The sequence below is a fragment of the Streptomyces sp. NPDC058650 genome (assembly GCF_042717315.1).
Taxonomy (GTDB): Bacteria; Actinomycetota; Actinomycetes; order Streptomycetales; family Streptomycetaceae; genus Streptomyces.
Map to the genome: position 1 here is coordinate 139,926 of NZ_JBHXRL010000023.1, position 6,830 is coordinate 146,755.

The 6,830-nt window shown below is 71.1% G+C and carries 6 protein-coding genes; 2 read left to right on the plus strand and 4 right to left on the minus strand.

Translation table 11 applies throughout. The annotated features are described in order from the left end of the window. Positions 1-65: 65 nt before the first annotated feature. Complete coding sequence (locus ACFWWU_RS31380; protein WP_384150526.1) at positions 66-1,385, minus strand: aminotransferase class I/II-fold pyridoxal phosphate-dependent enzyme; 1,320 nt, start codon at positions 1,383-1,385, stop codon at positions 66-68. Positions 1,386-1,430: 45 nt separating this feature from the next. Here ACFWWU_RS31380 and ACFWWU_RS31385 point away from each other — a divergent pair, with 45 nt between their 5' ends. Beyond that, complete coding sequence (locus ACFWWU_RS31385; protein WP_384150529.1) at positions 1,431-2,756, plus strand: MFS transporter; 1,326 nt, start codon at positions 1,431-1,433, stop codon at positions 2,754-2,756. 385 nt (positions 2,757-3,141) lie between these two features. Next, on the plus strand, positions 3,142-4,032 hold the full coding sequence (locus ACFWWU_RS31390; protein ID WP_384150532.1) for a hypothetical protein: 891 nt from the start codon (positions 3,142-3,144) through the stop codon (positions 4,030-4,032). A gap of 78 nt (positions 4,033-4,110) precedes the next feature. Here the strand turns inward: ACFWWU_RS31390 and ptsP are convergent, their stop codons facing one another. The 3 genes from ptsP to ACFWWU_RS31405 form a co-directional block, all read right to left on the minus strand. Continuing rightward, a complete protein-coding gene (ptsP, locus tag ACFWWU_RS31395; protein WP_384150535.1) occupies positions 4,111-5,781 on the minus strand; it encodes a phosphoenolpyruvate--protein phosphotransferase in 1,671 nt (556 codons plus the stop codon). A gap of 80 nt (positions 5,782-5,861) precedes the next feature. Then, entirely contained in the window at positions 5,862-6,311 is a 450-nt protein-coding gene (locus tag ACFWWU_RS31400) for a PTS glucose transporter subunit IIA (RefSeq protein ID WP_317593702.1), read from the minus strand. A gap of 268 nt (positions 6,312-6,579) precedes the next feature. Next, a partial coding sequence (locus ACFWWU_RS31405; protein WP_384150538.1) for a hypothetical protein occupies positions 6,580-6,830 on the minus strand: 251 nt, incomplete at its 5' end.

The window sequence follows — 6,830 nt, forward strand, 5'->3', positions numbered from 1 at the left end:
GGCGGAAGGCTCCGGGAGGAGGACAAAGCTCCCCCGGAGCACCGCCACGCCACACCCCCCGCCTTTCACCCCCCGTACGTGGCCTGCGAGTCCCCGAGCACCCCGGCGAAGTCCGCCGCGAGCCGCACCGCGTCGACTGGCGCGAGCGTGGCCGTCGTGATCCGGACGGCCGGCGGCGCGGCGATGCGGAAGCGCGCGCCCGCGGCGACCCACCAGCCCTGCGTCCGCAGCCCGTTGACGACAGCGGACTCGTCCCGCACGGGCACCCACACGTTCAGCCCGCTCGCCCCCACCGCGCGGATCCCGTGCGTGCCGAGCGCACCGATCAGAGCGGCACGCCGTTCCGCGTAGGCGGCCTCGCCGGCCGCCACGAGCTCCCGCACCGCGTCGTCGGCGAGCAGCCCGGTCACCGTCTCCTGGAGTACGTGACTGACCCAGCCCGAGGTCATCAGCATCCGCCCGTCGTGCCGCGCCAGCGTCACCGCGTCACACGCGACCCCGGCCCACCGCAGGTCGATCCCGAGGTGCTTGGACACGGTCCGCACCTGCGCCCACCGGTCGAGCCCCGCAGCCGCGAGCGTGTACGCCGCCGCGCCGCCCACCTCGGCGTTGTGATCGTCCTCGACGACGAGGACCTCAGGGAACTCCCTTAGTACGGCGACCAGTTCGTCCCGCCGTGACCGGGTGAAGAACGCGCCGGTGGGACACTGCCCGCGCGGACTGCACACCACCGCGCGCACCCCGCCCCGCAGCGCCGTCCGGAGCGATTCCGCGACGAGCCCCTCGCCATCCACCGCGACAGGCACCATCCGCAGCCCCAGCGCGGGGACGAGGTCGAGCAGGTGGTGGAAGCCGGGATCCTCGACGCCCACGGCGTCGCCGGGCCGCAGCTCCGTCGAGAGGAGCCGCGCGATGCAGTCCAGCGCGCCGTGCGCGAACGTCACGTGCTCCCCGGGCACCCCGTCCCGCTCGAACCACTCCCTGGACAGCGCTTCGAGCGCCGGGAGGCGCGGGGCCGCGCGATGAGAGCCGTACACCGGGGCGACGACCGAAGGCGGCCGCAGCGCGGGCAGGAAGGCGGGGTCAGGATGGCCGCCGGCGAGATCGACGAGGCCGGCCGGCACGCGCGGGGGCCGCCGGGAGGCGACCGAAGGGACGTCCGCGACCACCGTGCCGCCCCGGCCGCGGGTGACGATCAGCCCCCGCTGCCGCAACTCCTTGTAGGCCGTCGCCACCGTCCCCGGACTCACGCCGAGGTCATCGGCGAGCCGCCGTACGGGCGGTAGGGCGTCGCCGGGCGCGAGCCCGCCCTCGGCCACGCCCCTCTCCACGGACGCGGCAATCCCCTTGGCCGTAGCCCCTTCGATCACATATTGTGCTGCCACGTAACACAGTATGTATCAATACAAAAAAACGCGCAAGGGGGATCCATGAGCCGCACCGCCCGTCCGACCCGCCCACCCCTCAAGGACCGCATCCCCGGTGGCCGCGACGGCCGCCGCATGCTCGTCATCGGCTTCATCGACAAGTGCGGCACCGGCCTCTGGGCCACCGCCATGGCCCTCTACTTCACCTACGTCACAGGGCTCGGCCTCGGCCAAGTGGGCCTCCTCATCGCGATCTCCGGCGCCGCCGGCATCGCGGGCGCCCCCCTCGGCGGTCGCCTCGCGGACCGATTCCCCCTCGTCCGCGTGATCATCGGCGCCCAACTCCTGCGTGCGGCGGCCCTCCTGGCCCTCCTCACGACCGACGACTACGCACTCCTCATCCTGCTCTCGGCCGTCGGCGCCCTGCCCGACCGCGCCACGAACGTCCTCACCAAGCTCTACGCGGCCCGCGTGGCAGGCGCCGACCGCGTCCGCTACCAGGCCATCAACCGCACGACCTCCAACCTCGGCTGGACCCTCGGCGGCCTCGGCGCGGCAGCGGCCCTCGCCGTCGGCTCCACCACCGCCTTCCAGCTCCTCCTCATCGGCGACGCGCTCTCCTACCTCGTCATGGCGGTGCTCACCCTCCGCTGCGCCGAACCGCCCGCCCCCGCGCCCTCCCGCGTCGTCGCGGCCTCGGCCGACGCCACCTCCACGGCGAAGCCCTCCAACCCCTGGCGTGACCGCGGATTCCTCACCTTCACGGCAGGAGACGGCGTCTTCTTCCTCCACGACTCGATCCTCCAGGTGGCCCTGCCCCTCTGGATCGTCCACGCGACCGAAGCCCCCGTGGGCCTCGCACCGCTCCTCATGGTCCTCAACAGCGCCCTCGTCGTGGTCTTCCAGGTCCCGCTCTCCCGCTTCGGCGCGACCACCGAAGCCGCCCTTCGCCTCTACACCCCGCTGGCAGTCCTCTTCGCGACGGGCACCCTTGCCGTCGCCGCCTCGGCCCTGACCGGCCGCACCCTCTCCATCACAGCCCTGATCACCGCGGCCGTCGTCCTCACCTTCGCCGAGATGATCCACACCATCGCCTCCTGGGAGATCTCCGTCGCCCTCGCCCCCGGCGACGCCCAGGGCGCCTACCTCGGCGTCCACGGCCTCGCCCAGTCCACCCAACGCTTCGCGGGCCCCCTCCTCATGACAGGACTCGTCTCCATGGGCCCGCTCGGCTGGCCCTTCCTCGGCGCGGCCCTCGTCGCCACCTGCGCAGCACAGAACCGCCTGGTCCGCCGTCGCCTGACCGAACCGAACCCCCTCAGGCGGCCCTCGCCCATAGGGGACAGGGATACCGGTGAGCACCCTGCCACCAGCCGCAATGGGCGGTGATCTCACGCCGCCGCAAGTGCACTGCCTTGTAAGGCGTCTTCCTGGGAATGCGCCTTCACGATGCCTCGCCCACGCCTACGGTCCATCTCGCGCCATTCCGCCGAGAGGGACACCGGCCCAGGACAACCAGTCACGAGCGCGGGACTCCGAGGCGGGCGCGTCCACTTCGGGCAGGATCTGCGCGATCACGGCGACCCGTTCGACCCCCTCGGCGGCACTTGCCGCCGTCTCCGGCGCCTCTCGCCGGTAACGCACGACGACTCCCGCCAACTTCCGGGACAGAGCGGCGGCTCCCTCCGAGGCGAGCCGCAGGGCCCGGACGGTCACTGTCAGTGCCGAAGGTTACGGTGAGTGAGCACTGATCGGACTGTCACCAGGGGGAGACATGACCAGGACCGGCACCACGACCACCCACCTCCGCCGCGCCCTCCGCCGAGAGGTCCCCAGCACCGTGGGACTCCTCGCGGACGCGCAGGACTTCGCGGCCATGCGCCGCTACAGCACCTTCGCCTTCGAGGACCACACGACCTACCTCCAGCAGATCGAGGCGCTCCTCAAATCCCTCGCCACCCAGGGCGGACACACGACGGTCACCCTCTTCGACCCCGAGGAGTACGAGGCCTACTGCGCGGAGACGGCCATCGACCCGGACCACCCCATGAGCCGCAGCCGCTTCACCGCGCACCTCGCGACGACAGGGGCCCGCGTCACCTACACAGGACAGCCCCTGAGCGCCCTCCTGCCGGAACTCGTCGACACAGCCGTCCGCCACGCCACCTGGGAGTACGCGACCACGGTCCTCGCCACCGCAGGCGACTGCGCGACCTGCGGCAAGGACATCGGCAGGGCTGCCTTCGAGCAGGCCTCCCGCCTGCTCGTACGCCTCCTCGAAGCCGCCGGCCCAGGCTCCCACCACCTCGTCTGCAGCGTCCCCGCGGCCGACGACCAACTCCTCGCAGTCCTCCACGCCCACGGCGAGAGCGACCTCGAAGGCACCGAGGCGGCAGAGTTCACCGCAGTCCTCGCGGCGGGCATCACCCTCGCGGCACCAGGCGGCCTCGTCCTGCGGACGACCACCCCCGCCGCCGCCGACCGCCTCCACGGCTGGCGCCTCACCCACGGCACACTCACCCCCCTCACCGAGGCCGAGGTCTTCGCCGCCTACTGCACCGACGCCCGCACGGGAGAGCCCCTCTCCCCGGAGCCTGGCGTCGACTACCGCGCAGGCTTCCCCCTCGCCCCCGCCCCCGACGACGAGTGGCCCGCCCACCACTGACCACGCAAGCGGAAGGGGCTCCCCGCCACCAAAGTGACGGGAAGCCCCTTCCCTCGCTACGTCGGCAACAGCCAGGGATCACTCCCCGGACAGCACCGCCTGCGCGGCGAGGCGCGCCTCGTGCGCGGTATCCGCGGCACGCGCCGCGGCAGCGGCCCGCTCGCACTGCGCCAGCGTGTACTTGGCGAGCGTCGCCCGCACGTACGGAATCGACGCGGCGCCCATCGACAGGGAGGTGACCCCCAGACCCGTCAGGACACAGGCGAGCAGCGGGTCCGAAGCGGCCTCACCACAGACACCACAGCTCTTGCCCTCGGCCTTGGCCGCCTCGGCGGACAGCGCGACCAGGTCGAGCAGCGCGGGCTGCCACGGATCCTGGAGCCGCGACACGGCACCCACCTGACGGTCGGCGGCGAAGGTGTACTGCGCGAGGTCGTTGGTGCCGAGCGACAGGAACTCGACCTCCTGGAGAATCGAGCGCGCCCGCAGCGCGGCCGAGGGAATCTCGACCATCGCACCGAACTTCGCCCGCAGCCCCGCCTCACGGCACGCGTCGGCGAAAGCCTTCGCGTCCGTACGGTCGGCCACCATCGGCGCCATGACCTCGAGGTACACGGGCAGCCCCTCGGCAGCCTTCGCCAGCGCGGTCAGCTGCGTCCGCAGCACCTCCGGGTGGTCGAGCAGCGACCGCAGCCCGCGCACACCGAGCGCGGGGTTCGGCTCGTCGACAGGCGTCAGGAAGTCCAGCGGCTTGTCCGCACCGGCGTCGAGCACCCGCACGACCACACGGCCCTCGGGGAACGCCTCGAGCACCTTGCGGTAGGCCTCGATCTGCTTCTCCTCGGACGGAGCCTGCTTGCTGTCGTCCAGGAAGAGGAACTCCGTACGGAACAGACCGACGCCCTCAGCACCCGCCTCCACCGCCGCCGGCACGTCCGCGGGACCGCCGACGTTGGCGAGCAGCGGCACCTTGTGCCCGTCCGAGGTCGCACCAGGACCACTGGACGAGGAGAGCGCGGCCTTCCGCGCGGCGGCGGCCTGGGTCAGCTCCGCCTTCTTCTCCTCGCTCGGGTCCACGAAGAGCTCACCGGTGGAACCGTCGACCGCGATGAGCGTGCCCTCGGCCAGCTCACCCGCACCCGGCAGCGCCACGATGGCCGGCACACCCAGCGCCCGCGCGAGAATCGCGCTGTGGCTGGTCGGCCCGCCCTCCTCGGTCACGAAGCCGAGCACCAGCGTCGGGTCGAGGAGCGCCGTGTCGGCGGGCGCCAGGTCCCGCGCGATCAGCACGTACGGCTCGTCGCTGTCCGGCACACCAGGCATCGGGACACCGAGCAGCCGGGCGACGATCCGGTTCCGTACGTCGTCAAGGTCGGCGACGCGCCCGGCCATGTACTCACCGGCACCCGCGAGCAGCTCCCGGTAATGCGAGAACGCGTCGTAGATACCGCGCTCCGCGGTGCTGCCGACCGCGATCCGGCGGTCGACGTCGGCGATGAGCTCCGGGTCCTGGGCGATCATCGCCTGGGCCTCGAGCACCGCCTGGGCCTCGCCGCCGGCCAGATTGCCTCGCGCGATCAGGTCCGCGGCCACAGCTTCCACCGCCTGACGGGCGCGCCCCTGTTCGCGCTCCGCCTCATCGGCCGGAATCTGCTTGGCCGGCGGTTCGAGAACCGCCGTGCCCATGTGCCGGACCTCGCCGATCGCCACACCGTGGCTGACGCCGACGCCTCGCAGCGTTGTCTCCATCTCACCCGTCTCCGATTGAGCGACGGCCCCGGCCGCCGCGTTGAATGTCGAACTCGCGGTCGTCACGAGGACGAACCGACTCAGCTCCAGTTGAAGAGCAGGTCGTCGGCCTTCACGTCGCCGTCCTCGACGACATCGGAGAGCGAGTCCGCGGTGGCCTCCAGGGCCACGATGGGACAGATGGGGGACTTGCCGGCGGCCTCGACCTCGGCGGGGTTCCAGCGCACGACGGCCTGTCCGCGCGTCACGGTGTCACCCTTGTTGACGAGCAGCTCGAAGCCCTGCCCGTTGAGCTGAACGGTGTCGATGCCGAGGTGGGTGAGCACGCCGTGCCCCTCACTGTCGACGACGACGAAGGCGTGCGGGTGCATGGAGACGACGACCCCGTCGAGAGGGGACACCGCCTCCGAGGGCTCACGCACGGGATCGATGGCGGTACCAGGACCGACCATCGCACCGGAGAAGACCGGGTCGGGAACTGCGGCGAGACCGATGGCGCGTCCGGCAAGCGGCGACGTCACGGATGTCATGGGAAGCCTCCCAGGGGCGGAGATTGTGTGGCGCCGTCACTACCTGTCCTGGACGGCGTACTGTTCAGAAGCGTAAGTCATAAGAAGTCCTAGTTCCGCACGAGACGTACCAGTTGGCGGACCTAGGGCTACCCCGAAACGATTTGCCTCTACTGGCGGTGGGATGTACTGTCGTACTCCTGCCTGACCCCAACGCGGCCTTGAGTCGCGGGTCGGCAGCACCTATCAAGCCAGATCCTAACCCCAGTGGTCTACACCTCTGCGTGCGTCAGCTCGCCGGGGGAGTGGTCAGGGGGACCGAGAAAGCCTGGTAATGTTTGACCCCGCCGGGAACGGAAACGCGAAAGCGAATTCCATGCCCGGCAGCCCGCTCCAGCGGGTGGCAGAAACGGGAAACCGGGTCTGCTAAGCTGGAAACACGAAATACCGAAGGGAAGCCCGGAGGAAAGCCCGAGAGGGTGAGTACAAAGGAAGCGTCCGTTCCTTGAGAACTCAACAGCGTGCCAAAAATCAACGCCA